Source organism: Pseudoalteromonas aquimarina, from assembly GCF_049257255.1.
Taxonomy (GTDB): domain Bacteria; phylum Pseudomonadota; class Gammaproteobacteria; order Enterobacterales; family Alteromonadaceae; genus Pseudoalteromonas.
Genome location: NZ_JBMMUG010000002.1, coordinates 194771 through 221189 on the forward strand (window position 1 = coordinate 194771; position 26419 = coordinate 221189).

Genomic DNA, 26419 nt, shown 5'->3' on the forward strand with positions numbered 1-26419 from the left:
CAAAAACAGCAGGTATCAACCTGCTGTTTTTATTTTTACTGATAGTTTTAAGCACTAACCATAGGTGTAACTTGCCTGTAAGCCAAGTTGAATACCTAAACCCCAATAAGCCAGCAAGAACAATGTCCAGCCAATCATAAAGGCGATTGAGTATGGGATCATTAACGCGATAAGCGTACCAATGCCAGTATTTTTAACATACTTTTGACAGTACACCACTACTAGCGGGAAGTAAGGCATTAACGGCGTGATAATGTTAGAGCTTGAGTCACCAATACGGTAAGCCGCTTGTGTTAAGTCTGGCGAAATACCCAATTGCATTAACATAGGCACAAAAATTGGCCCTAGCAGCGCCCATTTTGCACTACTTGAACCAACAAACAGGTTTACAAAACCGGTTAAGAAAATAATGCCCACCACAGTTACCGCACTTGGTAGTTGCATTGCTTTTAGTACTTCCGCACCTTCAATAGCGAGTAATGCACCCAAGTTTGACTGTGAAAACGCAGCAATAAATAGCGCACAGAAAAACGCCATAACCACATAATACGCCATGCCATGCATTGCTTTGGTCATAGCATCAATCATGTCTTTACTTGACTTAAAGGTGCCCACTACAAAACCGTAAACCGCCCCAGGGATCCAGAAAACCAAGAAAATAATCGGCACGATAGATTGCATTAGCGGCGCTTTAAAATCAGTAAGCGAGCCCTCTTTACTACGAAGTGGAGAGCTTTCGCCCCACGCAGCATAAGCAAGTAGCGCAAGTCCAGCAATCATAACAGCTGACGCAATGTAAAAGCCTTTACGCTCGGTGTCATTAATTTGATCAAAGCTCGGTAAGTCATCAGTGTTGCCATCAAGCTCAACCTTGTTAAGGCGCGGCTCGATAATTTTATCGGTAATATACCAGCCCAGAAGCACGATAAATAAACTCGACGCCGAAGTGAAATACCAGTTATTGAGTGGATTCACTTCAATCGTTGGGTCAATAATTTGTGCTGCACTTTGGGTAAAGCTTTGTAGTAATGGATCGATACCCGATGGAATAAAGTTAGCACTAAAGCCACCACTTACACCGGCAAACGCTGCAGCAATACCGACTAATGGGTGACGCCCCATGGCATAAAAAATCACACCCGCAAGCGGAATTACTAATACATAACCTGCGTCAGTAGCTGTATGACTAACTATCGCAATTAAGATTACGCAAGGTGTTAATAGCGCCTTCGGTGTGCGTTTCAACATTAATTTTAGGCCAGTGTTAATGTAGCCCGAATGCTCGGCTACACCTACACCTAGCATTGCAACAAGTACAACACCAAGCGGCGCAAAGCCGGTGAATGTTTTAACCATATTCGCTAAAAAGGCGGCAAGGCTATCACCAGTAAGTAAGTTATTAACAACTATCGCTTCGCCGGTGCGTGGGTCGATTGCTGAAAACGTGTAATTTGAAAAAATTGCAGAAAGTACCCAAATCAATAACATTGAGAACAAAAAAATCATTGCCGGATCTGGCAATTTATTTCCTACATACTCAATACCATTAAGAAATTTATCTATGGGTTTTACTTTTTGTGTCTGTGCATCAGTGTTACTCGATGACATGGTATTTCCCTAATAGTTATTATTCTTGATAATTTATCATAAACGATGTGGCGATAAAGGAAACTTAATTTGTTTTAACGTGTCGTTTAATTTGCGTTTAAATTCTGAATTCACGGTGCTACTATGCGTGCCTTTTAACGATTTGGTAATTTTTATGCAGGTAATAAAAGAGTTTAATTTTGTTGATGAACTCGCGCTCAGTAAGCATCAACGTATATTGCGCCCCGCTACACGCGCTATTGTAACCAAAGGCCAAAACATTTTATTACTACACACCGAACGTTATCGTGATTACTCTTTGCCCGGTGGCGGAGTTGATCATGGCGAGAGCTTGCAGCAAGCGTTAATTAGAGAGTTAACCGAAGAAACTGGCGCACGCGAAATTGATAATATTACGCCATACGGCTTAATTCGTGAATTTCGTCCCAACTACAAACAAGATGGCCAAATCATTGAAATGCTCTCTTATTGCTTTACCTGCGAAATTGATGATGAATTTGATCAGCAAAATTTAGAAGATTATGAAATTGCCAATGGCATGACAGTTCATTGGGTCGATATAGATAAAGCCATTGCTTACAACAAGCAAACAATGGCAGAGTCAGATAAAAAAGGTATCAGCATAGTGCGCGAAACCTTTTTACTTGAGCATATTGCAGAAAACTTACTTAACCCTTAGTGCTGATAAGCAAGACTTATTAGTGAAGCGCCGCTGTATGCGGCAGCTTGGCACAGATTTCGGCTTCTGCTTCTAAAATTTCCTCTAAACGCGCATCCACCACGACTTTATCAAAATATTCATACGCCAGTTCAACAAATAAAAATGCGTGCTTTTCTTCTGATTTAGCTATGGTTACGTAAAAGTCTTTTTCTTTGCCTTCTTCAAGCGCTTCAGCAACCAGAGAGAAACGCTCGTAACCACGGGCTTCAATCACCGCAGCAACCAGTAAGCGGTCGAGTAAAAATACGTCTTTACCTTGGCGAAATAGCGCACGTAAATCTTTTACATACGAATCTTTGGTGTCTTTACCTAACGTAATATCGCGCTCTAGCAGAATTTTCACTACTTGCTTAAAGTGGATCATTTCTTCAAGCGCTAAGTCAGTCATTGCACGCACTAATTTGCGGCGATCTGGGTAATGCGAAAGCATTGAAAGCGCCATGCCCGACGCTTTTTTCTCAGCGGCAGCGTGGTCTTGTAAAAAGGTATCAAAATCGGCCATTACCGCTTCAGTCCAAGAAAATGGCGTTTTGTATTTTAGTTCAAACATACTTGGCTAATTGTCATCAATTAAAATTAGCCGCAGTTTAATGGTCAGCACCAAAGATGTCTATTTTAAATCCGCTTTACCATTACGTGTTGAGTCGAGTTTTAGTGGGCTTTTGATTTGTTTCCACGCCGTAACTTTGCCATTTACGTTGAGCTGTTCAAAACCGCCTTTCGATTGTTTATCTAGAAACGAACAAAATTGCTGGTAGCTGTTATCATCAGTCAAGTTAACCACTAAGTGCTCGTTATCGATGCGCTGCAAAAAGTCCATGACCTTGGCTTTATGTGATAAATAACACTGTGTTAAATGCGCATCATCTAACATTGTTTGCTTATTAAGTGGATGAAAAATCTCACCATAACAGCGTTTCAAGCTTGGAAAAAAACCACCGTGTTCAGTTAGCAGCCTATCAGCCATACGCGTTAACAGTACTTTGATTGATGGTAACCAGCTTGCTAAATCTCGCTCTAGATAAATAAATTTCGCATTTGGGTATGCCGTCAAAAGCGTTTCATAATCATGAAAAATGGGGGTATCGGCAATAAACTCCGCTTCATCCAAGGTTGACTGAATATAGGCGGTATGCGCGGTTTTAAAGCCTAATGCTAATGCGGCTGCACACACACTTGTTGTGCCTGTGCGCGGTAAACCAAGCACAAAGATTTTTTGACTACTAATAACACACCCCTTGAGTGGTCTGATGAGTTGCGATAAGCTGAATATTATCGCATGTTCTAAAGCAACTTATTATGCAACTACATACCTTAAATGGACATATACAATCTATCTATTTAGTAGAATATCCAGATAAATTAATGTTACTGGATGGTTGCTGCCGTGCCGATTGCGATTTAGTTGCGCATTTTATTACAACCGAATTGAATCGCCCACTGTCTGATTTAAAACTCATTGTGGTAACCCATATGCACCCAGATCATGCCGGTGGCGCACATAAACTGCGTGCTATGACAGGCGCAAAAATAGCAACATCAAACGCACCCGGCCACTGGTATCAGGGGTTTGATGGCATTATGATGCATATTACCGATATTTTGTTAGCGCGTTGGGTAGCCAGTCGCAAAGGGAAAAAGCAAGGGTTTATGTGGTACTCACGTAAGCTTAAGGCCGATATTTATTTGCCTGATGGTATGAGCGTGCCAAATTTTGATGAGTGGCAAGTACATCATAGTCCAGGCCATACTGACAGAGATATTTGCTTGCATCACCTACCCAGCAATATGCTTTATGTGGCTGATTTAATGGTTAAAGTAAAAGGGAAATTGATCCCACCTTTTCCTGTTTTTTACCCAAAACGTTATCTTAATTCCCTGTTAATGTTAAAAACATTAAAGCCAGACTCTTTACTATTGGCACATGACGGTAAAATCCAATTTTCCGACATCGACTTCAATTATCTCTTACAAAAAGCACCAAGTATCCCGATGACACATTGGCGCTCTGTTAAAAGTAAATTAAAGCAGGTTTTTAAGAGCTCTAAGGCGTATTAACCACGCAGCCGTTATATAAACTCATCCATTGCTCATAGCTAAGCGACGATGCTGTTTGACAGGTTTTAGCTTTAATCTCTTTTAACTTGCCAGAGACGCAACCTGGGCGAAACTCATGACGCATCGCAAAGCGCTCTACTTCATATTGTTGCATTTCGCTCATATAAGTTACTGGATAACGCTCGCCATTACATTCAATTTGGTTGCTGCTACGTGGCGCTGTGCTACAGGCACTGATCACTAAAACAACACTTAGCAAAAATGCTTTTTTTATCAACTTCATTCTATAATCCTTGCAGCTTATCAATTACCGCACCGAGTTTTTCAATGCGCTCACTCATACCCCGAATAATGCGGTCTTTTATTTTATCGCGAATCGCATAAGGCAGTTTTTGCATTGCTGTATGGGAAATTGCCAGCAAAATAGTTTCATCATTTGCTTTTGCATTGATATTGCGAGTATGGGTTTCAACAAATGATCCCTCCCCAACAAAGTCGCCAGGCTCTATATGCACTAATGATGGTTTGTGCTGCTGTTTAAACAGCACAAGCTCGCCTGAAAGCACAATATAAAGATGGTTATCATGCTCATTTTGGCGAAAAACCATTTTACCTTTTTTAAATAAATGCAACTCTGAAAACGACTCTACAACCATTTGCCTTTCCGCTAATGTAAGCGTTTTAAAAAAAGATAATCGGTTAACTAATTCCATTTTCTTTATCAGTGGAATTTGGGTAATGAGTGCCACCTAAATTCTCCGCTATAAAGATTGAAGGTAATTCAAACCGCCACAAATTGCAGCAACTTGCGCATCAATACAAATTTGCTCATCAGATTTTGGGCTATCAGGATATACTTCTGTGGTTGTTACATATTTTGCATCTGTAATACCAGCACACAGCGATAATCCTTTGCAGTCATAATTGCAAACGCCAAACTGTTCGATAGCAACCCCAATAAGCTCACCATTTTCGTCTGCTGGTGCAATATGCGTTACTTTTTCAACAGATTCAATAATGGCTTTTTGAAAAGCCGCTTCAGGTCGTTTTGAATCACCAACAAGATAAAAACCATCCGGAATATTCCAGTTGGTATGTTCTACAGCATCGCGCGCAGCAAGTGCTGGGCGAAATTCCGTATTATCGGTATCAGTTGTTTCATGTAAATCAATATGCATTAAGAAATCACAATTCAATTTAGCGAGATAATCTAATACCGCTTGTGATTCTGGTGCTGGAGAATCCATATAAAATGAACGATTTGGGTCAACCGCATATGAATTCCAACGATTAATCGTTTCAAAACCCCAAGGGCTAATACAAGGTAAAATAACGAAATTAAATGCGCCTTGATACTCTTTCACTCTTCCTTGTGCAAACGCTAGAGCTCCCATTACACCACTTGTTTCATAACCATGAACGCCACCAGTAATTAAAATTGCCGGTTTATCCTGCTGCCAAGACTTAGAGCGCAATGCAAAAAGCACAAGGTTTTCGCCATAAGGTAGCTCACCATATTGCTCTATCTGAAAATCAGCTTCTAACGCATTAATCTGAGAAACAACTAATTGATGATAGTCACGTTTTTTGTTTTGAAGATTTAACCATTGTGATTTTTCGGTTTCATTCCACTTTTGACCCGGAATGCCTATAACGTATTTTTTCATATTGTTTTATTAACTTTTAAGTCATTTTAAAAATGTTTATCACATCATTGTGATTCTACATATTCAAAGTTGAGAATGACATTGATATTATAGAGAACATGCATTATTCACACTCATAACTCAAATGAAACTATTTAAATCGATTATTAACATCGCTTGTTTGAGCACTTCTCTAATTTTAATTTCGGAATCGTCATTTGCTTTTAGTACTGCAACTGAGCTAACAAAACAGAATCTAACAGCTATTAATAATTCAAATGAAGATTCAGCAGTACGTTCATTTATTAAAATGAAGCTAACTCATAAAAAAATAGCGTTTCAGGAAGAAGGTGGTGTTATTTACACTTCATCTGCAAAGGGGGGGATAAAAAATCAAATATTGATTGATGCGAGAAATCCGAAGACCTTTGATGAATTTGCTACAATTCTAAATAAGATCGATACAAATATAAACACAAGTAATTCTAGAATTGTTATTCTTTTAAACACTTCTGATGAAATTTTAAAATCACTTTCTAAAAGTGATGTAACGATCTCTTTGGATTCACCTTATCCAAGTATTTTGAACTTTTACGGTCGAAGTATAATTAACATTCAATTCTCAGAGAATGTGGTAAATGAAATTGAGCATGAGTCCTTAAAACTATCTCAATTTAGTAGTACTCAAGACAACAATTTCCCTATTTTGGCCAGTATTCTAATTGAGAATATTACTCCAGAATTATTTACGAAAATAAAAAATAGAAGTGAAAATCTAAAAAAAGTAAGCCGTATCCGTTCAGAAAAGAAATCTGTAGTTAGCTATGCATTTTTGAATCAAACCAATGGATTAAAAATAGTAGCTCGTGGCGAATTTTTCGGTCATGATCAAGAAATAATGAATATAAATGCGATAAGTTATTTAGCATCACTTTTTAAAGGTTTGCCAATAGATTTGACTACAAGTGGACAAGCAGTCAAATATTTAAATAGCCTACTAGCACTAAACCCTTACGCTGTAAGATTTGGAGAGTTAGCATTTAAAGATGAAGATATGGGCCCTCTTACACTTTGGCCTCAATCTATAAACAGTGATGGTAATTACATAAATCTAGAACTTAACTCTAGATTTCCTAATGGAAAAAGCATTGAAGAAATTGAAAGAAATGTCTTAGATATATCAAAGAAATGGCAAGACCATTTTAAGGTTTCTTCGTTAAAAACACAGGTTAATTCAACTCCAGCAAAACGAACTAACACGACTGTTTTTAGTTCTCAGATAAACGAAATTTTAAATTCTATTAAGCATAAAGATAAAGGTTCTGAGTATTTATCTAAAGAACGAATGTTAAGTGACATGGTCGAAGATGGGCTAGCACTTTCGCTTAATCAAACTGATTTAGAAAAACTTCTTCAGATTTTAATACAAAACTAATTTTATAAGTGTACTCTCAAAGAGAGTACACTTCTTTTATAGCTTTGGAGTAGCTCTATACAAATCTTTCTTTAAAGAAAGCATTAATGAATTCAGTTGCTCATTCGGCTTCAAGTCAACTTTTTTAACATTTTTTGCATAGTTATAGCGCTCTTTTAACTCTTCAGTAACTGCTGCCAGTTTATTGCGTGCAGCACGCGATTTCGCAGCAAAGTTTGAAAACTCATCAGGTTCTATGGTGTAACCTTCATACGCTTTTAATAAACGATGACAATCTTTGGCAATTTCATACTCACGAATTTTTTCATCAAGTACCATACAAGTGTTATTCACCAACTCATATCGCCACAGGTTTTTTTGCTGCCATGCATACATATCTGGCTTTAACATTTGCCTCGCTTTTTCTGCGCGTACACCAGCCAAAATACGGTCTGCATCCTGTTCAATTTGTTTTTTATCGGCGTAAAAGACTTCTTTATCTGTTTCACTCGCTTGTACCAAGATATATACAATCTCTTGTAATTCTTGGTATTGGCGTGCGATTGCTTTATCGAGCCACTTTCTTAATTCGGGGTTGTTGTTGTTATTTTTAACATTTTTGCCTTCATCAACAGCATGTAACACTTGCGCATTATATTTAACCTGTTGAATCACCGAATAAATATCCCATGAATCAGCTGAAGTATTATAAATAAAGTCAGCCGCTTGTTCAGTTTTAAAATAAGGCTCAATACGACGGTATAACCCTGTTACGTCTTCTAATTTTTTTGCACTTACAACAGCTTGGTAGTCGGCTTCATCGGTATAATACGCGTTTCGCGCCAAAAAACCGTGATGGTATGAAGAAAAACGATCTTTCTCTTTCTTGCTTTGCTCAAGTAAGTTGTAGCTTGTACTAATTTGTTGATAAAGCGCTTTGTGCTTTTCAGAACGCTCTTTGGTAAGCTCTATAGTAAGCAGTTTTTCATGCAAATTTTTGTTTTCAAGATTGCGTTTAACAAACTCAATATTATCTAAACTGTCTGGGTCACCACAGCCAGCTAAAGACAGCCCAAGCAAAGCTGCCATCGCGAATTGTTTCATACCACCAACCTTATAATTATTATTTTCTCGACTACGATACAAAAAATTAACAATTATTACAGTTTAATTCAATAAAATTTATGTTTTCTACGAAAATGAGTGTAATTAGGGTCTTTGGAGTGTGGAACAAATGGGGATATTTGACTGACTTAACGTCAAGCTAAGTCAGTCGGAATTATAGAAGGGATAAAGAGTTAGCTATTCAAATTATATTTTTTCATTTTTTCAACAAGTGTAGTGCGTCTTACACCTAATACTTCAGCAGCCCGAGCAACCACGTTATCATTTCGTTCAAGCGCTTGTTCGATCAAGCATATCTCAAGCTCAGCTAAGTAACTTTTAAGTTCAATGCCTTCAACTGGTAAAACCGCAGGTTTACTTGAATCAAATACTTGTTCGGTTACTTCTTCGTCATCATCTTCAAACTCTGCAAAACCTTCGCTGAAAATGTCGTTTAATGCCTGACGCTCTAGAATTTCTTCTGGATATTCTGGAATATATTCTTCTACATCAATATGCTGATATTTTTTTGGTAAATCAGATACATCAACAACCTTTTCAGGGAACATAATTTGCATACGCTCAACTAAGTTCGACAACTCCCTCACATTACCGGGCCAGTTATGCTCTTTAAGGCTTTCAAGCGCTCGCTCAGTGAACTTTACATTTGCACCACCAACAGCAAGATTACGTTTAATTAGTTCTTGCAATAGTAATGGCACATCGTCTTTACGCTCACGCAAAGACGGATTTTCAATAGGAAACACATTTAAGCGATAATACAAATCCTCGCGAAATGAATCCTCTTCAATCATGGTTTCTAAATTACGGTGTGTTGCTGCAATTATGCGTACATCCGCTTTTATAGGCTTGCCACCACCAACACGTTCATATACTCGCTCTTGAAGTACACGCAATAACTTAACTTGCATTTGGCTTGGCATATCACCAATTTCATCTAAGAAAAGCGTTCCACCTTGAGCCATTTCAAAACGCCCTTTTCGGGTTGAAATAGCCCCTGTAAACGCCCCTTTTTCATGACCAAACAGTTCACTTTCCAGTAAATCGCCAGGAATTGCACCGCAATTAACTGGAATAAATGGTCCTGAGTTGCGGTTTGATAGTAAATGAATATTGCGTGCGACAACCTCTTTACCTGTACCCGATTCACCCAAAATAAGTACATTGGCATTCGTTTTAGCAACTTGCTGAATCAAAAAGCGAATATGTTCTATTTCAGATGTGGCACCAATTAAGCCGTCAAAACGTTTTTCTTGAGTATTATTAGCTAAGCTTGGTAAATGCCTTTTATATTCTTGACAATCGCGCAGTAATTCAGTGGTAGGTGCGTAGGCAAATGGTTCAGCTAAAATCCCAATTACATTTGCTAATGCCAGTAAGGGTCTTAGAGTTTCACCGATGAGAATAAATGGAGTTTCAGGTTGGCTTTTGATTAGTGCTTCATGATCGTGACCTAAAATCGCGCCTAGAAAAACCGCTTCCACATGGTGTAATGCTGAATCTTGGATTTCTGAAACCGTTGCAACTTTTGCATTTTCACCAATAAAGCACAGTGAAGATACAAGTTTATTCGCACGGTTGTCGTTTTCGTCAATTACCCATATGGCATTGCTAAGCTTCATAATAAACGCACTACAATATTATTTATTCTAATTATTGTTTTATTGTAACGGCTTAAGTTGAGGTTGCAAGGGACAAGCGGCGGGATTTTGGCGTCAATTCAAAAAATTGACACCAAAAATTGATTTATCACAATCAAATTAAAGCAAGCCAAGAACTTGGCTTGCCGATTGATTGGCTTGACCTCTAAGTGCTATCGATGCCTGTGATAAAATATCATTTGCTGTTTTTTGCGAAATAATACTGGCGTAATCAGTATCTTGAATTCGACTTTGAGACGCCGCAATATTTACAGCATTATTAGTCAAACCACGAATATTCTGTTCAAACGCATTTTGGCTTGCGCCTAAACTTGCACGATTAGAATTAATATCATCACGCGCCTGTTGAGTCACACTTATGGCAGCTTGAGCACCAGCTTGTGTCGAAACGTCAATAGTAAGTACGTTAGATACAACGCTATTATCGCCTGGGTTTAAGTTTTGGGTTTGATTTGCATCTGCACCCACTTGAAAGGTGACATCATTACCATCAAACAGTTTTGCCCCACCAAACGTAGTGTTGTCATAGGTTTCAGTAATACCTGTTTGTAGTTGCGATATTTCTTCTTGAATTGCACTTCTATCGGCATCTGTTAATGCACCATTAGCAGCTTGCAATGACAATTGCTCAATACGAGATACGGATTCATTTACCCCAGCAAGCGCCCCTTCTGCGACTTGAGCATATGAAATACCATCATAAGCATTTCGGATAGCCTGGTTTTGACCGTTTTGCTGTGCTTGTAACCTGTCAATAATTTGCAATGCTGCTGCATCATCCGATGCAGAATTAACGCGCTTTCCGCTTGCTAATTGTTCAAGTAATGTTTTGCTTTTTTCCTCAGTTCGATTGAAAAAAGCAAAGTTTTGATTTTGGATCTTCATACTAGGTTGCCTCCTACCTGTATTACATAATGATCTAATCAAGTTTTTGCTTGAGTGATTATAGTACAAAAAGCTGCTTTTTTATGCGCATGCAAAGTGTTTATTGACAAACTATTGGCATATTTAGTGCTTATTAAGCTAAAGTAATGAAAGAACTATTAATCTTTCTGTAGTTTTGCAAATTCAATGGGAAACACTATGTTCGACAATAAAACTATTTTAATAACAGGTGGGACAGGATCTTTTGGCAAAAAATACGTCAAAACATTGTTATCACGTTATAACCCTAAAAAAATTATTGTGTTTTCTCGCGACGAATTAAAACAATTCGAAATGCAACAAGAGTTTAATCAAGACTGTATGCGCTATTTTATCGGCGATGTGCGAGACAAAGAGCGCTTAAACCGAGCAATGCGAGGCGTCGATTTTGTTATTCATGCAGCAGCTTTAAAGCAAGTTCCTGCAGCTGAATACAATCCGATGGAGTGTATAAAAACAAATATTAATGGCGCAGAAAATGTAATTGATGCAGCACTTAACAATGATGTTGAAAAAGTGATTGCTCTCTCGACAGACAAAGCTGCTAACCCAATAAATCTATACGGAGCTACCAAGCTCGCATCCGATAAACTATTTGTCGCAGCCAACAATATCGCAGGTGGGCATAAAACCACATTTTCTGTTGTGCGATACGGTAATGTAGTTTGTTCTCGAGGCTCCGTAGTACCTGTTTTCCAAAAGTTTATCGACGAAGGTAAAGATCACATTCCTATTACGCATGAAAATATGACGCGTTTTTGGATTAGCCTACAACAGGGCGTTGATTTCGTTTTAAAGAATTTTGAACGTATGCTTGGCGGTGAAATTTTTGTACCTAAAATACCATCAATCAAAATTACTGATTTAGCAAAAGCGATGGCGCCCAATTTACCGCTCAAAATAATCGGTATTCGCCCAGGTGAGAAACTGCACGAGGTAATGTGCCCAGCTGACTTATGCTATGACACATTTGAATATGATGACCATTTTGTAATTGCCCCAGGTATAAAATTCAGTAGTAGAAGTAATGACTTTACGATAAATGCGATTGGAGAAAAAGGCAAAGCAGTGGAACCTGGTTTCGAATACAACTCACTTGATAATGCCGACTACATGTCTATTGAGCAAATTGCCAACTTCAATATTGAGGCACTTAAGTGATTCCATATGGTAAACAAGATATCAATCAGGATGATATCAATGCCGTTATTGAAGTCCTAAAATCTGATTTTCTTACTCAAGGCCCCGCAATCCCTGCTTTTGAACAGGCTATTGCAAAATATTGCCAAGCTAAATTTGCTGTTGCCGTAAATAGTGCCACATCAGCCCTTCACATTGCCTGTTTAGCACTTGGTGTTGGTAAAAATGATAGTGTTTGGACATCGCCTAACTCGTTTGTCGCTAGCAGTAATTGTGCTCTTTATTGTGGTGCAAAAGTTGATTTCGTTGATATTGATGTTGAAACTGGCAATATGTCAGTTGCGTTACTTCGGATGAAATTAGAAGAAGCCCAAAAAAATAATGCTCTTCCCAAAGTCGTCATACCCGTGCATTTTGCTGGTCAGTCATGTGAAATGGCTGAAATTGCAAAATTAGCAAAAAAATACCAGTTTAAAATCATCGAAGATGCGTCCCACGCTATTGGTGCAAAATATCAAAACTCACCTGTTGGCAACTGCCTTTACAGTGATATTTGTGTTTTCAGTTTTCATCCGGTCAAAATTATTACAAGTGCCGAAGGTGGTATGCTCACTACTCAAAATAAAAAACTGGCTGAAATCTTAAAAAAGCTGCGAAGCCATGGCATCACTAACGTTAAAAATGAACTCCATGATATGGATCAAGGACCATGGTATTACGAACAGCAATCACTGGGATTCAACTACCGCATTACTGATATACAAGCTGCTCTTGGGCTTAGCCAAGTGTCACGCCTAGACCAATTTGTCGAGGCGCGTAACAAACTAGTTTCTCTCTACGGTGAATATTTACCCGATGGTGTTACACATTTAACGTTAAAACCAGAGTGCTATTCGTCTTATCATCTATATGTAGTGCAATTAGACGATGCAAAAAAAAGGAAAGCTATAGTTGAAAGCCTTCGAAAAAAAGACATCTTTGCTCATGTTCATTACATCCCGATTCACTTACAGCCATTTTATAAAAATTTGGGATTCAATAAAGGCGATTACCCTAATGCAGAAGAGTATTATTCAAAAGCAGTTACCTTGCCTCTTCACCCAAATTTAACTGAGAAGGATATAAATTATATAACGACCACACTTAGAGCATTACTATGAAATTGGCACTAGGCACGGTGCAATTTGGTGTTGATTACGGTATAAGCAACCACCAAGGGAAAACAAGTTTAGATGAAGTAAAACGAATTCTTAAATATGCTCGAAATCACAATTTAGAGTTACTTGATACTGCAGCTGCGTATGGAGATTCTGAACGTGTATTAGGAAAGTGCGGTATTAATAATTTTGAAATAGTATCTAAACTCCCACCATTTCCAACTTCTACCACTTCGTTAGAAGTAAAAGAGTTAGCTGAATACTCTCTCAAGCACAGCCTCGAGCATTTAAAATTAGAACAAATCTATGGCTATTTACTTCATTCTGCTGATGATATAGTCAGGTTACCCTTTTTATACGACTGGCTTCAATCAAAAAAAGAACAGGGGAAAATAAAAAAAATTGGTGTTTCAGTCTATAACCCTATCCAAACTAAAAATATTATTGATAAATTCGATATTGACCTTATTCAAATACCTTTAAACCTATTTGATCAGCGCTTTATTAGCTCTGGCACTCTCAATAAATTAAAAGAGAAAGGTATAGAAGTGCATGTACGTTCGGTTTTTCTACAAGGCCTTTTGCTGATGAAAGAGCGCCCAGATTACTTTCACAATATTTCCTATTTATTTGATAAACTTGAGGCAGTATCGACGAAATTTAATCTTAACAAAGCAGCTATTGCTTTAAATTTTGTGGCTCAACTGCCGCAAATTGACAAAGTAATAGTTGGCATTAACGAATTAGCTCACTTAAAACAACTCATTTCCTTACTAAACACACAGCTGCCAGATTACCCTTGGCATGAATTTAGATGCGATGATGAGCAATATATCAACCCTAGCCTATGGCAGCTATAGAAGATCTAATTTTACTACAAATAACCCGCAACTAAAGTTCTGAGTATTTAATTGGTGATTGGTGCCCTTTACGAATTAATAACAAGGTTTTCTCTGGGCCAACATTAAATAAACTATCGACCACCGCTAAATGCGAAATAAAACCACCAAAAAGTTGAGTATATTCTGGATGCTTAAAGTTTTGATAAAGAACATTAATATCGTTCTTAGCAAGTTCACCTCCGGGGGTGGTTGACTCAATATAAGCTTTAGCACCAAGTGGCGAAAAATATGTATCTCCTTGTAAATATTCACAGATACTGACTAATTTGCCATCTTTTACGCCAGACATACTTGGTAACTCAGAAGCAATGTAAAAATCACTTTCTATCCCAATGTAGTCTGCTAATAAGATTATAAGACCAATATTAAATTGACCTAACCGATAAGAATAAGACGCTTCAAAATAATGTTTTAATAACGGGTATAATTGTTCAAAAAAAGGCGCCTTTCGGTAACAAGCTTCAATACTTTTTAAGTGTTTTTTACGCCATGGGTGGCCACTTGCAAATTCAGTTGTATTGATTTGTGCTGACAAACGTCCATTAGGTGTCGCAACAGGGCAAGTTAGCATTAGCTCACCACTTGCAGATTTAATACGATTTCTAACGTGCCAATCACTTTTTTCAAGTTTTACATTATCAAGAAAAACAAATTTATCTGCGCTATCAATTAAATCAAAATAACCTAACCATGGCAGATAAGTTGGCTGCATTACACTGATAATCATTTATTGAACTCTTTAGAAGATTTACTGATTTGCATGGTAAATTCATAGGGAAACCCTCCCTCTTTTGTTACATAATCATGTGTGAGAGAAATATAAGGAGACAAAGAGCGTTTACAGTAATCAAACAGTAATAGGGGCGATACATAAAACAATTCACTATCCTGATATTCTACATAATCAGATAATGCATTAAAAATTACTGAACTCGAACAAGCTTCATAACTTTTTAATAGCGTTTTTTTGATAAACGAAAGATTATCGTCCATGAGATTATTAAAAATCCCACTTATTAATACATGATTATAATTGTTTGGTAGCGAATCATTATATATATCAAATTCGATGAATGATGCTTTGCTATCATTGGAGTAACTCTTTTTAGCGAACGATATAAATTCAGGTACAAAGTCACACCCCAAATAATTACCTTTAAAGCCATTTTTTCTCATGTATGGCAACATGTCTCCTAATCCACAGCCTAAATCAATAATATCATCGTCATTGTCGATAAGCTTTTGAAATAGAGCAAATCGCACCTCTTGAGAATGCTTAGAAACATGCTGCACAGCATTGTGAGTTGCGCCATGCATTCTAAATAACTGTTGATAATAATCTTTTAAATCTTTCATGACGTTTGAAATTCATTGATACAACTCACCATTTTTTCGAGCTGTTGTTGAGGTGTTTGTGGACGCACAAATAGATTTATTATTTTGTTTCCTATTTGCTCAGCATTGGGGCACTGAGTCGAAGTTTGTAGTTCACTCAGGCTTTTATAATGCGTTGTAAAAAGCACCCCTTGTTGCTTTGCAAAGCTAAGAAATTCACCTCTTTGATTACATAATAATGGATAACGCCAATATGCATATTCTTGTTGATAAGGCAATTTTACGAAACCTTTGTTAGTGATATTTTGTGTTAAATATTTAACATTTTTCAGCCTTTGCTCAACGTATTTAGGTAAATACTCCATTTCCATAACCAGCTTTTCGGCTAAATCGCAATTGTTAAATACACTTATTTCATTATTATTTAGGAAGGCTAGTAACGCATTTTGCTTTTCTGCTTCATTTACCAATACAGCACCACCATAACCTAAATTTATCGGCTTATCGTAGCCAAAACTTACTACAGAATAATCACCAAAACTACCAACGGCTCTCCCGTTGACACTGCTTCCATAAGCCAAGCAAGCATCTTCAATCAGTGCGATATTTCGATCTTTAGCAAACCTTTCTATCGCCTCTATACCACAACATCGTCCATATCCATGTACAGCAATAATTGCACTTACAGAGTTATCATAAACAGCACTAATTTGCTCCACTTCCATCGACAAAGACGTCAAAGACACATCAGCAATTTTGACATCAAAGCCAGCTATTTGAATTGCAAATAAAACAATTGGACACATACTTGCTGGGATAATTACTTTGCTGCCAGGTGGCAATTTTGCACTATGTAATGCGGCAATAATTGCCATACTACCAGAACGAGTTAAAACTGCGTTTTCCCGCTGGCATAGTTGTGCAAGTTTTTGCTCCACTAGTGCTAAAGCCACAATCTAATATCCTTCCGATAACCTGATAGAGTAAATTCACTGGGTTGTGTTAAGACCTCAAATTTGCAGACTAAATCTGAAAGTTCACTTTGTAAAAGAGCAAGGTCATAGAATTGCCATTGAGAGTAACGATGGATGTAGGGTATTTTCTGTTCATATGCCAAATCGCTATTACTTTTAATTTCATTTTCATAGCTAGAATCCAGTACATCGCCAATCAGGATAATACCACCTGGCTTTACAACTCTGATCATTTCTTTAACCACTGAAAGCGCATATTCTCGGTCAGGAAAATAGTGGAAAATACTATAGCTTAGCAATTTATCAAATGAGTCACTTGTAAAGGGTAGAGTTTTTGCTTCACCACAATAGAAATTAGCATTGGGAAGTAATATCTGTGCCTTATCTACCATCGCCTGAGCATAATCAATACCACTGATATTTGCGCAATTCCTTGCAAGTTTGGACAGTAATAATCCACTACCACAGCCAACATCTAATAAGTCATCTGTAAGTTGCAACATTAGCTTTTCCTGAACATCCACAGCTAAAAGTTGCCAACTTTCATCACTTTGCGGACGTCCAACTTGAAGTTTGAGGTCATCTGACGACTCAGCTTGCTGCTGCCACTCCGTTTGTTTTGTTAAAAATTCACTCATGTATGACCTCTAGAATCTTTTTTGTTAAATGCTTCATCGAGTTTCTATCAAAGTTACTTTTTTGGGCCGTTAACTGCTTAGTAGCACTGTCATTAATAAACTGTGATAATTTCACACTTAATTCATCTTGTGATATTGATTCAGCCAAACCTAAATCAAAGCATAAGTTAGCCTTAGCTAACATGTTGGTGTCCTCTTGCTGCTCTTTTGTCTGGGACAAAGCAGCATTTGGTTTTAAACAAAACCCTGCCTCATATTTAGTAAGACCGCCACCAGAAATAATAATATCAGCCCAATCATATAACTGAGCTATATCGTCAACAAATGACCATTGTTCAAGGTTATTATTCTTTAATTCAAAATCTAACTTATTCGCAGCAACCAAGATAATGTGTTTATCTAACAACAAATTATCGAGCAAAGCTAAAAGTCGACCTGCTATTTGGTGCTTATCATGAGCCCCTATGAAAACCATAACATGCGAGATAGAGCCTTTATTATTCTTTGAAAGCGTTTTATCTCTTACCGATATCAAATCTTCAGAAAAAGGGAAGAAAGTTAAATCTAGCGCATGGCGAGGAGTCACCTTACAAAGCTTTGCGGCGCCATATCGAAAATTCACAATTAATTTAATAAAGTCATAATTATATTGATCAAAATCATCAATGAGGATGAGCTTGCCACCAGCCGCATCAATTGCCAATAAATGGTTTATACCCAAATTATAGTCATCACATAAAACCGTCTGACCAAAAATAACATTTAATTCGCTCGAATATGAAAACCCAGCATTAACAAGTTTGTTATGTGCAAAATCATCGTAAAGTCCACAAAAGGTAACTGACACTCGACATTTTTTTAGAGCCAGAGCAATATTAAAACATCGAGAGAAGTGACCAAGCCCTGATTTTTTGTTTCCATTACAGTGAATTACAACATCATGCATTTGCGAGAAACTCATTAATTTCTTGATATGCAAGCTTTAATACATCATTTTGTAACCAACAACGTCCACTAAACCTTCCTGATAAGATAAAATTATCAAAATGCTGAGTTAATTGTTGATAATGGGCATCCGTCAACTTTGCAAAATCATGAGTTGGTACTGGAAAAGTATTATGTATAGTCTGCTTTAAACTCGATAATACTTGCGCATTCTCTTCAATCAGCCCCATTGCTTTTAAATCTTTTAGACCTTGCTCTAGGCTAATTTCTTGTGCCTCTTCTTTACTGCTCAAAATTTCAGCTGTCAGCTGATATTGCTGATTCTTGCGGATATTATGGTACAGAGTGATTCTAAAGATTGGCGAACACGCGTCCCAATTCCATAAATAGTGTGCAATATCATTATTAGGTTTTATATCAAATGTATAATGCAATAAATTAGCCGTTCTAAAGCTAATTGGTGCAGTTTCAACGTCTAATAGTGCGGCTTTTAATGCAAAAATGGGCGGCGCACTCCAATACACCAGTTGGCAATCTAACTCTTGCCCACCACTTAACAGCACACTAGTAATTGCCCCAGATTTACTATTTATTTTAACCACTTGCTGTGAGGTGAAAATCTCAACGCCAGCTGTTTGTGCTTTGGCAGCAAGTTTATCAATCCATACTTCTGCGCCACGCTCCCCTTTTGGGTAATAATACTCGGGTAATAAAACACCTTGCTCTGCTAATAAGGCTTCATATTCTGCTGCGCTATGAAAACCAAGTTTGCTATCAAAACTTGGATGTGTTTTTAACACTTGAGTTGTCGCTTTATCAAATGCTTTTATTCGCCCGGCACCAAAGTAATTCACCCCAGTGCGCAGTGCTAGGGAGGCGCAGTCCACCTCACTACCATATAGTTTTTTAATTATTGGCTCAGCAAGATGCTGATAGAATGTCGTTCCTAGCGTTGATTTCAAATAAGCTTCGATATTACTTGAGTCAGGAGTATCTACCAATTGCATAAACTCACCAACCCCTTGTTGGTACAAAGCAGCTGGTAACTTACGGGCATCAATTGTTTGCGTCGTGTTATCCCAACTACCAGCAAAGTAGTTGCCTGTGACTAAAGGAGATAAAGCATGCCAATTGTCACTAAGGTCCTGCTCGTCAAATAGAATTTCATCTATTTCTGATACTCCTGTCTTTTCAGGAATGTGTGTACCTTGATCATAGCTATTGCCAAGCTCATCGGATACGCTCGATAACAAGCCACCTAGCTGATCACTTTGTTCTATCAAATACACTGAGTCGAAATGCTTTTTTAATAAGATAGCAGCTGTTAAGCCACTGATCCCACCACCTACAACAACGCATGCTTTCATTCTACTTCTCCGTCAACCCCGTTACCGCATCAAAGGTAACACGATCACCTTGAGAAACATCTCGGGCGACGGTTTTACCTAGAACATCATCATAGTATTGGGTATGTAAGCCAAACCCTGGCCGTACCGATTGAATATCATTTTCTGTTATCACAGCGCCAGCGTTTAAATCTCGACAAAAATACAGTGAGCGTCTGGCGAGAATATTTTTCTGAGCAGACTGGGTTATCGAATAATTGACTGAACCAATAGCTTGTTCAGCATCTCTAACCGCACCAACCAATTGTTTAAACTCTTTTTCATCGAGTGAAAAAAATGCGTCTACCGAATCATCTGATTTATCTAAAATAAAGTGCTTTTCTATAATCTTGGCACCTAAAGCAATGCTAGCAATTGGTGAAACTAACCCTAGGGTATGGTCTGACAAGCCAGAAACACAATTAAAGCGTGTAGGTAAATCCACGATAGTCGCTAAATTACATTCCGAAAATGGCGTTGGGTAAGCAGTGGTACACTTTAAAATAGCAAGTTGCTCGCAGCCATTTTGCCTAAGAGTATGAACAGCCAGTTCAATATCACTTAGTTCAGCAATACCGGTAGATAGAATAATGGGTTTGCCAGTACTGGCAACCTTCTTCAATAATGGGATATCTGTAATCTCTGGCGAAGCAATCTTATAGACAGGCGCATCAAGCGATTCAAGTAAATCAACCGCACTAGCATCAAACGGGGAAGAGAAAATATCTAACCCGATTTTTTTTGCTTCTGCAAATAAGGTTTCATGCCATTGCCAAGGTGTAAAGGCTTTTTCATACAGCGAGTACAGAGATACATGTTCCTGCCAAGGGTTATCTGAAGGTAAACAAAAATCAGGTTTAGTTGAATTAAGTGTAATAGTTTCAGCACGGTACGTTTGAAGCTTCACAGCATCCGCGCCTGCCGCTTTTGCTGCATGAAGGATTTCAATAGCTTTCTCTAAACTCCCTCCATGATTTGCGGACATTTCAGCTATGATATAACACGGCTCACCTTCACCAATTATACGGTCATTAATTATTAACTTATTCACTTAGCCCTCCAATTTCAGATTCTTGCAAAAGTGAAATTGCTAATCCTTCATTACGTTCAATGTGTTTATTTATTGATTTAATTTCGGGGTGGTTATCAAAAAATGATTTGACCGATTGGTAATCCATTTCTTTCACATTAGGGTTTGCTTGATAAAAGGCTTCAATCACTTGCCAATCTTCACTACTATCCAGTGTATAGCGGTAGTGACTGTCATCCTGTATGTTTTTCATTTCTAAACAGCGGTAATTCTTATCATTATTTTCATAAAAGTGAAGGGTTACATGCTCTTGTTCTGATGGTCTCAGAGTGCTGCTATTGAGTTTTTTCAACTCTTGTGCGTTAATTACTTCGCAATCAACCCCTTCTGCAAAACGCTCACTCAAATAAGCGTAATCAACATTTTCATGAAAATAAGCGTCTATAAGTTGGTCACAAATTGAGGGGTCAACTAAGGGGCTATCACCAGTTATACGCACAATAACATCAGCCGGATAAAGCGCTAGTGCAGATTGGAAACGTTCTAGTACATTCTCTTCATCACCAGCAAAAACATCAACTCCATATGCTTTAAGGCAATCAATTAGAGGGATGTTTTCCGGATTTATTGAAGTTAAAACAACAATACCGTCAATTTTACGACACAACTTTAATCGCTCTACAATATGAATAATAACCGGTTTACCATTTAGACACTTCATGACTTTTCCAGGTAAGCGGGAGGAGCCCATTCGCGCTTGAATAAATGCTAAGACCGACATTAATTCAACCTTTGAAAGCCACTATGACAAACTTCATTTTCAATAAGAGTTTTCAAATCAATACCTTGTTCCATAGCATTCTTAATCATAGTGAATACTTCTTTTACTGTATCGAGATACTTATCAATTAGTTCAGTTGTATGTGCAATGGACAGGTAAATTACATTGCTAGCAAGATATCCACGTTTAAGCATTTCTTGAGTGAACAATGTCTTTGTTGCAAGGGGGTTATCCCCAGGAAAAATAAAAATTGGCACGCTATCAATGCCAATAATTTTTAAATCAAACCCCGTTTCTTCAGCTACTTGTGAAAGACCTAATTTCAGATATTGCCCAATCGACATCAATCGTTCAGGAACATTCTGAGATTCGAAAATTTCAAGGGTTTTTAAAGCCGCCACAAACCCAACTCGTTCAGTCCAATAAGAACTACTTATAAATGATTGCTGGGCAGCATCCATCACAACATGTTTACCAATAACAGCACCAATCGGGTGTCCATTTCCTAATGCTTTTCCAAGAACACAAATATCAGGTTCGATATCCCAAAGTAAATGAGAAGCGCCCGTGTTTAATCTAAATCCAGATGAAATCTCATCAAATATAAGCACAATATTATGTTGATCACATAATGCACGGATCTCTCTAATAAAAGTCAGATTTGGAGCACCATGTCGAAATACTTCCATCATTACAACACCTAGTTTATCACTATGTTTTGCAAGAATTTCTTTAAATCCTTCAATATCACCTTCTTTAAATGGTAACACTGAACCACCAAGCTGCTGCGGAACACCCGCGGGTTTTAAGCCAGGAAGTAATTGTTCGTCAAGGTTTCCTTTATCATTAATATTTGTAGCGAGATACCAATCATGCCACCCATGATAACCACAAAACGCTACCATATCTTTTTTTGCATAAGCTCTAGCAATGCGTATTGCTAGAGCGCATGATTCACCACCCGTTCTCGTAAACCTTGCCGCTCCTGCCCAAGGGTGTAAAGCAATTAATTTTTCAGCTAATTCAACTTCTTCCGGGCAATTTAAACTAGACATAGTGCCATCTTGAATAGCAGTAATTACTGCTTCATTCACTTCGGCATGTGAGTACCCTAAAGAACTTGTACCAATACCCATAATTGAAAAATCATAGTAATGATTATTGTCTAAATCCCATACTTCACAGCCTTTTGATTTTTTGTAATACGCGGGCCATGCCTCCGGCAAAAACATTTCAGCACGTTTTGAGAGTAATTGATTACCGCCAGGTATAATTTTCTTGGCTTGTTGCCAAAGTTTTGCGCCTGAATTTTCTTTAAGTGACAAAATTTAAACTCCACAATGCGTTGTTTTTACTGAAATCATCTGCAATATTTACACCATAAATAGAAAGTTAAAATACAGTTACAATGACATCAAATAAAAAGCGATTACTCGTATTCGTTTGTGATCTAGGGGCCATTCAGATCATAACATCGCTCTATCATTTATTATCGGCAAATTTCGAAATTAGTTTATTGCTTTCAAAAGAGCAGAAAATAAAATCTTGCATGGATTTCAAAACGGTTGAAAGTAACGAAGACGTATTGACCCATATAAAAAATTTTTGCCCTGATTTGATTTTACTTGGTACAAGTAGCGGTAATTTGATTGAGCCATTTATTATAAAAAGCGCAAGGTCTCTCAAAATTAAAACTATTTCGTTTGTGGATCAATGGCACAATTATACTTTACGCTTCACACACCTAGATCAACTGGTACTTCCAGATAAAATACTTTTTCCAGATGAAAATGCACTCTATGAATTTAAGCGAGAAGTCTCAGAACAGCCTACTTTGGTTGCATGTGGACAACCTTATCTAGCTCAAATAAGAAAGCTTAATAGACCAAAGAAACAATCCAAAGAATTACAAGTATTGCTGATAAGTGAACCAATCTCAAAATATTTAGATAAAGCGCAAAAAGATGTGTTGTATGGGTTTGATGAAAAGATACTTCTCAAAAGTACTTTAAAGGTATTAAATCATTTAAATGCTAAGTATAAATGTACCGTAAAAATACACCCAAAAGAATCAGGATATCTTAAAACGCATTCTAAGCGGTTTAAAGTATTCCATAAGACCATGTCACACAATCAATTAGTAAATTTTGATATAATTATTGGTATGCATTCAACCATGCTAATTGAAGCCTACTTATTAGACTTAAATGTCATAGTTTTTCACCCTCGAGGAGAAAACCACTTTGACCATTGTATGTTAAGTAGATTTGGCTTCACGGAACGTGTCACAACCACGTTTGCATTAATGAAAAAGCTAAAAAAGAAAAAAAGAACACAAAAAAGACTAGCTATACAAGAATATAAACTTATTGATTTTCTAAAAAATATCAACTAACTATCAAACGCATGTATAAACCATCGTCAGTTTCTTTATAGATCACAAACCCTAATTTTTTATAAGCACTAATAGCAGCAATATTTTCACATTCAACTCCGAGTAAAATGGAATTAATATCAAATTTTCGCCTTAAATATTGAGCCGTTGCAGAAATCACTTCACCTGCTACCCCCCTTCCACGCCATTTAGGATCACCAATTAAGATCCCCATAGTTGCTTCACGCTTAACAAAGTCAATCGGCTCATATTTTATATTGCCAATATGGACATCTTCAGCAAATATACCCATGAACAAACAGTTTTTAGCTTGCGCTTTTTCAAGAATATAATTTTTTAGTTGTTTAGTTGAGTCAGCACGTTGAGCAATAAATTGCTGAGTTGTGATATCTTCAAACCAGCTTAGGTAACGCTCACTTGCATCAGCAACTGTGAGCGGTCTTAAAACAAATCGCTCGGTACTAATCTCCAACATTTTCAACTGAGGGTTTGCTGTAATCAAAACTATAATCGCTTAATTTATTCCAACGTTCACGATAATAATCAGGCGCCTGCTTAAGGAAATCAATCCAAAGTATTAATGCGTCTTTGTAATAAGGTAAAGCTTGCTCTGAAGAGCCAAAATTATAAAGTGCACTTATCAGGATCGAACTTGTATACAAACACTCACCTTCTAAAATCAAATATAAATGAGCATAACGCGCTTCTTGTTTAAAAGAGTATAAAAATCGTAAGCTAGCCAATAAATTTTCCAACGCTTGCTCGCGCGATGTCATTGGTTGTTCTAAAATTTCGACCATGCTGTTGCAGATACTCTCAAAAATATCGAAATCTAAATATTTTTTTGCATCTATGCTTTTATCAAAAGGCTTATAGCACTCTTCTTTGATAAACTTTATTACGTTTTGCTTTGTGGCTGTAGATTCATCGAGCAAAATATCAGAAGAACGAAGTGGTAAAGCACCTTCAATTTTAGTTCCGTCGCTACAGTTATAACAATTTAGATGCGTACCTTTAAATGATTCTAGCAAGCGTTCCATCTGCTCTTTGCCTGTATACATGAAATGGTCTGTAATAACTTTTTTACCAAAGTTTCCGTCTACAACCATCTCATTACCCATTTTAAGAGGGCTATGAATAGTAGACCCTTTATCGTTATAATAATAACTTGCTTTAGAATGATGGTGATTAGGATCTACATAACCATTATCAACACCAAACAAATAAATTTCTTTGAACTTTTTGCTCGCGAAAAAACTTAAGGCAGTGTTTCCAACTAAAGGATTACAGTATCCTACTGTCGTTGTAATTTTCTGTGTTTTTATATATTCGGCAATGTGATAAATACTTGTTCCAGGCTCATTCCCTTTAAAGCCAACGCCACACCAGCCAAAAAGTTCAGGAACTTCTGGATACATAACATTAACAGTAATAAGTCCTATTTTCTGACGCTGCTCTGGTGTAATAAAAGCAGTGAGGAAATCAGCAGTTGCCTTTGTTCTTTCTAATGCAACATGAAAATCAGGAATAATACCTTGCTTAAGTAAAGCTGTTGTCGCTGAATTACAAGACACTAAAACTACCTGCTCTTTCATCGCTCGAATTACTTCGATGTCTTTATCCAGTGATGGTCCGTTTGCAACAATAAATATTGGAAATTTTTCAATTTCAGCGGGCAATTTATTATGCTGAACCAAAAGATTAATGTCTTTCTGAGTGTTTTCTAAGGTATGGGCAATACTCATTAAAGCATCATCAAAAAAGCCCCATCCCATAAAAAATTGATGAAAGTTTATTTTTATTTTTTCAATTAATTCATTCACTTCCTGAGAAGGATAATGTTGATAAAAGAAGGAGTTTGAAATACTAAACGCCCCTAAATATTGAGCTCTTCGGTATAATTCTTCATATAACTCTTCTTCAGGCACACCTATACCAATGTAAAGTGCACTTCCTTGCTCATCAATTGTGTTTAAGTAACCAGCCCAATCAAAACAAAATAAACTACCAAAAAAATAATCTTCATTGGGTTCAAAAATATTAATATATGAAGCTCTTACCTGCTCGTTCAAATAATTTAAATGATAGCCAAGACCAACACCAAAAATAATCACACTCGGTATGACATCATCAAGCATAGTATTTGGCGGAAGCTCACTTTTAGCTTTGTTATAAACAACACCAATACTTTTTAATAAGTCAACGTGAAGGAAATTAGTTTCGTTTGATAGATGTTCAATCACAGACTGATCTACACGACAAACCTCAGGGGTTGCAATAGCATCATCTACCTGCTTTTTACTCTGTAAAACTGGGTTTTCTGAATAAAAAGGAACATCTAACTTGGTGTCTGTAATATTACCTGTGCCATTGTTGTTAACAAATAAATTGAATTTTTCTGTGGGCTGATAAAGTACAAATTTCTCATATATATCAGGAAAATATTTTTTAAATGCAAGCATATTTGATTCGAACCGTTTATTTGCTTGTTCTACGAAGTTCGATTCTCGTTCAAGTTGAGATTTAGCATTATCAATGGAGGAAGCTAGTTGGTTTATTTCCTGATCAATTGAAGACATG

At 37.3% G+C, this 26419-nt stretch carries 27 protein-coding genes; 7 read left to right on the forward strand and 20 right to left on the reverse strand.

The features are described from left to right. Nucleotides 1–54: 54 nt before the first annotated feature. Nucleotides 55–1608 (reverse strand): AbgT family transporter, encoded by a 1554-nt coding sequence (locus tag AAEU29_RS05805; protein WP_421972447.1) that lies wholly within the window; start codon nucleotides 1606–1608, stop codon nucleotides 55–57. 154 nt (nucleotides 1609–1762) lie between these two features. Here AAEU29_RS05805 and AAEU29_RS05810 point away from each other — a divergent pair, with 154 nt between their 5' ends. Continuing rightward, nucleotides 1763–2287 (forward strand): NUDIX hydrolase, encoded by a 525-nt coding sequence (locus tag AAEU29_RS05810; protein WP_421972448.1) that lies wholly within the window; start codon nucleotides 1763–1765, stop codon nucleotides 2285–2287. Between the two features lie 19 nt (nucleotides 2288–2306). Here AAEU29_RS05810 and AAEU29_RS05815 read toward each other — a convergent pair whose 3' ends face one another. Then, nucleotides 2307–2879 carry a MiaE family protein gene (locus AAEU29_RS05815; protein ID WP_421972449.1) on the reverse strand — a complete coding sequence of 191 codons (573 nt, stop codon included), beginning with the start codon at nucleotides 2877–2879 and terminating at the stop codon, nucleotides 2307–2309. A gap of 60 nt (nucleotides 2880–2939) precedes the next feature. Then, nucleotides 2940–3536 carry a sulfotransferase family protein gene (locus tag AAEU29_RS05820; protein WP_421972450.1) on the reverse strand — a complete coding sequence of 199 codons (597 nt, stop codon included), beginning with the start codon at nucleotides 3534–3536 and terminating at the stop codon, nucleotides 2940–2942. A gap of 92 nt (nucleotides 3537–3628) precedes the next feature. On the opposite strand from AAEU29_RS05820, the gene AAEU29_RS05825 reads away from it, so the two are divergent. Then, nucleotides 3629–4387 carry an MBL fold metallo-hydrolase gene (locus AAEU29_RS05825; protein WP_421972451.1) on the forward strand — a complete coding sequence of 253 codons (759 nt, stop codon included), beginning with the start codon at nucleotides 3629–3631 and terminating at the stop codon, nucleotides 4385–4387. On the opposite strand, the gene AAEU29_RS05830 is transcribed toward AAEU29_RS05825, so the two are convergent. The 3 genes from AAEU29_RS05830 to AAEU29_RS05840 are packed head-to-tail and all read right to left on the reverse strand — an operon-like array spanning nucleotide 4374 to nucleotide 6054. Further along, complete coding sequence (locus AAEU29_RS05830) at nucleotides 4374–4670, reverse strand: hypothetical protein (RefSeq protein ID WP_421972452.1); 297 nt, start codon at nucleotides 4668–4670, stop codon at nucleotides 4374–4376. The two genes, AAEU29_RS05825 and AAEU29_RS05830, sit on opposite strands and share 14 nt — an antisense overlap. Before the next feature lies 1 nt (nucleotide 4671). Further along, on the reverse strand, nucleotides 4672–5136 hold the full coding sequence (locus tag AAEU29_RS05835) for a cyclic nucleotide-binding domain-containing protein (RefSeq protein WP_421972453.1): 465 nt from the start codon (nucleotides 5134–5136) through the stop codon (nucleotides 4672–4674). 12 nt (nucleotides 5137–5148) lie between these two features. Beyond that, entirely contained in the window at nucleotides 5149–6054 is a 906-nt protein-coding gene (locus tag AAEU29_RS05840; RefSeq protein WP_421972454.1) for a M14 family metallopeptidase, read from the reverse strand. Between the two features lie 124 nt (nucleotides 6055–6178). Here AAEU29_RS05840 and AAEU29_RS05845 point away from each other — a divergent pair, with 124 nt between their 5' ends. Beyond that, nucleotides 6179–7468 carry a hypothetical protein gene (locus AAEU29_RS05845; protein WP_421972455.1) on the forward strand — a complete coding sequence of 430 codons (1290 nt, stop codon included), beginning with the start codon at nucleotides 6179–6181 and terminating at the stop codon, nucleotides 7466–7468. A 36-nt stretch (nucleotides 7469–7504) separates the two neighbouring features. Here the strand turns inward: AAEU29_RS05845 and AAEU29_RS05850 are convergent, their stop codons facing one another. The 3 genes from AAEU29_RS05850 to AAEU29_RS05860 form a co-directional block, all read right to left on the reverse strand. Beyond that, the gene (locus AAEU29_RS05850) at nucleotides 7505–8551 is read right to left on the reverse strand and encodes a hypothetical protein (RefSeq protein ID WP_421972456.1); all 1047 of its coding nucleotides are present in this window, start codon (nucleotides 8549–8551) and stop codon (nucleotides 7505–7507) included. A 194-nt stretch (nucleotides 8552–8745) separates the two neighbouring features. Continuing rightward, nucleotides 8746–10194, reverse strand: a complete 1449-nt coding sequence (locus AAEU29_RS05855; RefSeq protein ID WP_421972457.1) for a sigma-54 dependent transcriptional regulator — start codon at nucleotides 10192–10194, stop codon at nucleotides 8746–8748. A gap of 138 nt (nucleotides 10195–10332) precedes the next feature. Next, nucleotides 10333–11118, reverse strand: a complete 786-nt coding sequence (locus tag AAEU29_RS05860) for a flagellin N-terminal helical domain-containing protein (protein WP_421972458.1) — start codon at nucleotides 11116–11118, stop codon at nucleotides 10333–10335. A 198-nt stretch (nucleotides 11119–11316) separates the two neighbouring features. Here AAEU29_RS05860 and pseB point away from each other — a divergent pair, with 198 nt between their 5' ends. From pseB to AAEU29_RS05875, 3 genes are read left to right on the forward strand one after another with little or no spacing between them, the layout of a single operon-like run. After that, entirely contained in the window at nucleotides 11317–12318 is a 1002-nt protein-coding gene (gene pseB, locus AAEU29_RS05865) for a UDP-N-acetylglucosamine 4,6-dehydratase (inverting) (RefSeq protein ID WP_274761114.1), read from the forward strand. Further along, a complete protein-coding gene (gene pseC / locus AAEU29_RS05870) occupies nucleotides 12315–13457 on the forward strand; it encodes a UDP-4-amino-4,6-dideoxy-N-acetyl-beta-L-altrosamine transaminase (protein ID WP_421972459.1) in 1143 nt (380 codons plus the stop codon). The genes pseB and pseC overlap by 4 nt, the downstream gene beginning before the upstream one ends. Next, nucleotides 13454–14314 (forward strand): aldo/keto reductase, encoded by an 861-nt coding sequence (locus tag AAEU29_RS05875; protein WP_421972460.1) that lies wholly within the window; start codon nucleotides 13454–13456, stop codon nucleotides 14312–14314. The genes pseC and AAEU29_RS05875 overlap by 4 nt, the downstream gene beginning before the upstream one ends. A gap of 31 nt (nucleotides 14315–14345) precedes the next feature. Here AAEU29_RS05875 and AAEU29_RS05880 read toward each other — a convergent pair whose 3' ends face one another. The 9 genes from AAEU29_RS05880 to AAEU29_RS05920 are packed head-to-tail and all read right to left on the reverse strand — an operon-like array spanning nucleotide 14346 to nucleotide 22769. Next, nucleotides 14346–15083: a WbqC family protein gene (locus AAEU29_RS05880; protein WP_274761117.1), complete on the reverse strand. Its 738-nt coding sequence runs from the start codon at nucleotides 15081–15083 to the stop codon at nucleotides 14346–14348. Next, nucleotides 15080–15712, reverse strand: coding sequence for a class I SAM-dependent methyltransferase (locus AAEU29_RS05885; protein ID WP_274761118.1), 633 nt, complete (start codon nucleotides 15710–15712; stop codon nucleotides 15080–15082). The genes AAEU29_RS05880 and AAEU29_RS05885 overlap by 4 nt, the downstream gene beginning before the upstream one ends. Beyond that, entirely contained in the window at nucleotides 15709–16644 is a 936-nt protein-coding gene (locus AAEU29_RS05890; RefSeq protein ID WP_421972461.1) for a DegT/DnrJ/EryC1/StrS family aminotransferase, read from the reverse strand. The genes AAEU29_RS05885 and AAEU29_RS05890 overlap by 4 nt, the downstream gene beginning before the upstream one ends. After that, nucleotides 16635–17303 (reverse strand): class I SAM-dependent methyltransferase, encoded by a 669-nt coding sequence (locus tag AAEU29_RS05895; RefSeq protein ID WP_274761120.1) that lies wholly within the window; start codon nucleotides 17301–17303, stop codon nucleotides 16635–16637. Before AAEU29_RS05895 ends, AAEU29_RS05890 begins: the two co-directional genes overlap by 10 nt. Next, a complete protein-coding gene (locus AAEU29_RS05900; protein WP_421972462.1) occupies nucleotides 17296–18264 on the reverse strand; it encodes a glycosyl transferase in 969 nt (322 codons plus the stop codon). Before AAEU29_RS05900 ends, AAEU29_RS05895 begins: the two co-directional genes overlap by 8 nt. Then, nucleotides 18242–19615 (reverse strand): NAD(P)-binding protein, encoded by a 1374-nt coding sequence (locus AAEU29_RS05905; protein WP_421972463.1) that lies wholly within the window; start codon nucleotides 19613–19615, stop codon nucleotides 18242–18244. Before AAEU29_RS05905 ends, AAEU29_RS05900 begins: the two co-directional genes overlap by 23 nt. Before the next feature lies 1 nt (nucleotide 19616). Next, complete coding sequence (gene pseI / locus AAEU29_RS05910; protein WP_421972464.1) at nucleotides 19617–20684, reverse strand: pseudaminic acid synthase; 1068 nt, start codon at nucleotides 20682–20684, stop codon at nucleotides 19617–19619. Beyond that, nucleotides 20677–21444 (reverse strand): cytidylyltransferase domain-containing protein, encoded by a 768-nt coding sequence (locus AAEU29_RS05915; RefSeq protein WP_421972465.1) that lies wholly within the window; start codon nucleotides 21442–21444, stop codon nucleotides 20677–20679. Before AAEU29_RS05915 ends, pseI begins: the two co-directional genes overlap by 8 nt. Then, nucleotides 21444–22769 (reverse strand): aminotransferase class III-fold pyridoxal phosphate-dependent enzyme, encoded by a 1326-nt coding sequence (locus AAEU29_RS05920; protein ID WP_421972466.1) that lies wholly within the window; start codon nucleotides 22767–22769, stop codon nucleotides 21444–21446. Before AAEU29_RS05920 ends, AAEU29_RS05915 begins: the two co-directional genes overlap by 1 nt. 83 nt (nucleotides 22770–22852) lie before the next feature. Here AAEU29_RS05920 and AAEU29_RS05925 point away from each other — a divergent pair, with 83 nt between their 5' ends. Then, the gene (locus AAEU29_RS05925; protein ID WP_274761126.1) at nucleotides 22853–23839 is read left to right on the forward strand and encodes a hypothetical protein; all 987 of its coding nucleotides are present in this window, start codon (nucleotides 22853–22855) and stop codon (nucleotides 23837–23839) included. Here AAEU29_RS05925 and AAEU29_RS05930 read toward each other — a convergent pair. Continuing rightward, nucleotides 23832–24314: a GNAT family N-acetyltransferase gene (locus tag AAEU29_RS05930; RefSeq protein WP_421972467.1), complete on the reverse strand. Its 483-nt coding sequence runs from the start codon at nucleotides 24312–24314 to the stop codon at nucleotides 23832–23834. The genes AAEU29_RS05925 and AAEU29_RS05930 overlap by 8 nt on opposite strands. Next, entirely contained in the window at nucleotides 24301–26418 is a 2118-nt protein-coding gene (locus AAEU29_RS05935) for a motility associated factor glycosyltransferase family protein (RefSeq protein ID WP_421972468.1), read from the reverse strand. The genes AAEU29_RS05930 and AAEU29_RS05935 overlap by 14 nt, the downstream gene beginning before the upstream one ends. Nucleotide 26419: the final 1 nt, after the last annotated feature.

What these genes read in the sequence shown, in the direction of transcription:
- AAEU29_RS05805 (WP_421972447.1), bottom strand. Translation starts at nt 1,608, where the DNA reads ATGTCATCGAGTAACACTGATGCACAGACACAAAAAGTAAAACCCATA.
- AAEU29_RS05810 (WP_421972448.1), top strand. Translation starts at nt 1,763, where the DNA reads ATGCAGGTAATAAAAGAGTTTAATTTTGTTGATGAACTCGCGCTCAGT.
- AAEU29_RS05815 (WP_421972449.1), bottom strand. Translation starts at nt 2,879, where the DNA reads ATGTTTGAACTAAAATACAAAACGCCATTTTCTTGGACTGAAGCGGTA.
- AAEU29_RS05825 (WP_421972451.1), top strand. Translation starts at nt 3,629, where the DNA reads ATGCAACTACATACCTTAAATGGACATATACAATCTATCTATTTAGTA.
- AAEU29_RS05830 (WP_421972452.1), bottom strand. Translation starts at nt 4,670, where the DNA reads ATGAAGTTGATAAAAAAAGCATTTTTGCTAAGTGTTGTTTTAGTGATC.
- AAEU29_RS05840 (WP_421972454.1), bottom strand. Translation starts at nt 6,054, where the DNA reads ATGAAAAAATACGTTATAGGCATTCCGGGTCAAAAGTGGAATGAAACC.
- AAEU29_RS05845 (WP_421972455.1), top strand. Translation starts at nt 6,179, where the DNA reads ATGAAACTATTTAAATCGATTATTAACATCGCTTGTTTGAGCACTTCT.
- AAEU29_RS05850 (WP_421972456.1), bottom strand. Translation starts at nt 8,551, where the DNA reads ATGAAACAATTCGCGATGGCAGCTTTGCTTGGGCTGTCTTTAGCTGGC.
- AAEU29_RS05855 (WP_421972457.1), bottom strand. Translation starts at nt 10,194, where the DNA reads ATGAAGCTTAGCAATGCCATATGGGTAATTGACGAAAACGACAACCGT.
- AAEU29_RS05860 (WP_421972458.1), bottom strand. Translation starts at nt 11,118, where the DNA reads ATGAAGATCCAAAATCAAAACTTTGCTTTTTTCAATCGAACTGAGGAA.
- pseB (WP_274761114.1), top strand. Translation starts at nt 11,317, where the DNA reads ATGTTCGACAATAAAACTATTTTAATAACAGGTGGGACAGGATCTTTT.
- AAEU29_RS05875 (WP_421972460.1), top strand. Translation starts at nt 13,454, where the DNA reads ATGAAATTGGCACTAGGCACGGTGCAATTTGGTGTTGATTACGGTATA.
- AAEU29_RS05880 (WP_274761117.1), bottom strand. Translation starts at nt 15,083, where the DNA reads ATGATTATCAGTGTAATGCAGCCAACTTATCTGCCATGGTTAGGTTAT.
- AAEU29_RS05885 (WP_274761118.1), bottom strand. Translation starts at nt 15,712, where the DNA reads ATGAAAGATTTAAAAGATTATTATCAACAGTTATTTAGAATGCATGGC.
- AAEU29_RS05895 (WP_274761120.1), bottom strand. Translation starts at nt 17,303, where the DNA reads ATGAGTGAATTTTTAACAAAACAAACGGAGTGGCAGCAGCAAGCTGAG.
- AAEU29_RS05900 (WP_421972462.1), bottom strand. Translation starts at nt 18,264, where the DNA reads ATGAGTTTCTCGCAAATGCATGATGTTGTAATTCACTGTAATGGAAAC.
- AAEU29_RS05905 (WP_421972463.1), bottom strand. Translation starts at nt 19,615, where the DNA reads ATGAAAGCATGCGTTGTTGTAGGTGGTGGGATCAGTGGCTTAACAGCT.
- AAEU29_RS05915 (WP_421972465.1), bottom strand. Translation starts at nt 21,444, where the DNA reads ATGTCGGTCTTAGCATTTATTCAAGCGCGAATGGGCTCCTCCCGCTTA.
- AAEU29_RS05925 (WP_274761126.1), top strand. Translation starts at nt 22,853, where the DNA reads ATGACATCAAATAAAAAGCGATTACTCGTATTCGTTTGTGATCTAGGG.
- AAEU29_RS05930 (WP_421972467.1), bottom strand. Translation starts at nt 24,314, where the DNA reads ATGTTGGAGATTAGTACCGAGCGATTTGTTTTAAGACCGCTCACAGTT.
- AAEU29_RS05935 (WP_421972468.1), bottom strand. Translation starts at nt 26,418, where the DNA reads ATGTCTTCAATTGATCAGGAAATAAACCAACTAGCTTCCTCCATTGAT.